The organism is Janthinobacterium kumbetense, from assembly GCF_023703445.1.
Lineage (GTDB): Bacteria > Pseudomonadota > Gammaproteobacteria > Burkholderiales > Burkholderiaceae_D > Janthinobacterium > Janthinobacterium kumbetense.
The window spans coordinates 1-447 of the sequence record NZ_JAMQGR010000043.1; the positions used below are offsets into that span (position 1 = coordinate 1).

Genomic DNA, 447 nt, shown 5'->3' on the forward strand with positions numbered 1-447 from the left:
TGAGCTACTCCCGCATTGGAGCTTCTATTTTCTGCTACTGCCATTCTTGCTGTACTGCTTCAGCTTTCGCTGGAGCGGGAGAAGAGTCTCGAACTCTCGACCTCAACCTTGGCAAGGTTGCGCTCTACCAACTGAGCTACTCCCGCATACGAACCGCTATTTTACTGCCTTTTGCTACCGTTTACCAGTGCTGCTTTACTGCTGATCCAGTATTCACTGGAGCGGGAGAAGAGTCTCGAACTCTCGACCTCAACCTTGGCAAGGTTGCGCTCTACCAACTGAGCTACTCCCGCAGTGGACAACATTGTATCAGAAGCTCTACTACATCGCCAGTACTACTTTTTACTACATTCGCTGTTTTTACCTATGACACGATCCGGAAAACTGGAGCGGGAGAAGAGTCTCGAACTCTCGACCTCAACCTTGGCAAGGTTGCGCTCTACCAAC

At 50.3% G+C, this 447-nt stretch carries 2 tRNA genes; both read right to left on the minus strand.

Going from position 1 to position 447, the window contains the following annotated elements:
- Window positions 1–70: 70 nt before the first annotated feature.
- Window positions 71–146 (minus strand) — tRNA-Gly (locus NCG91_RS27870).
- A 71-nt stretch (window positions 147–217) separates the two neighbouring features.
- Window positions 218–293, minus strand: a tRNA-Gly gene (locus NCG91_RS27875).
- Window positions 294–447 lie beyond the last annotated feature (154 nt).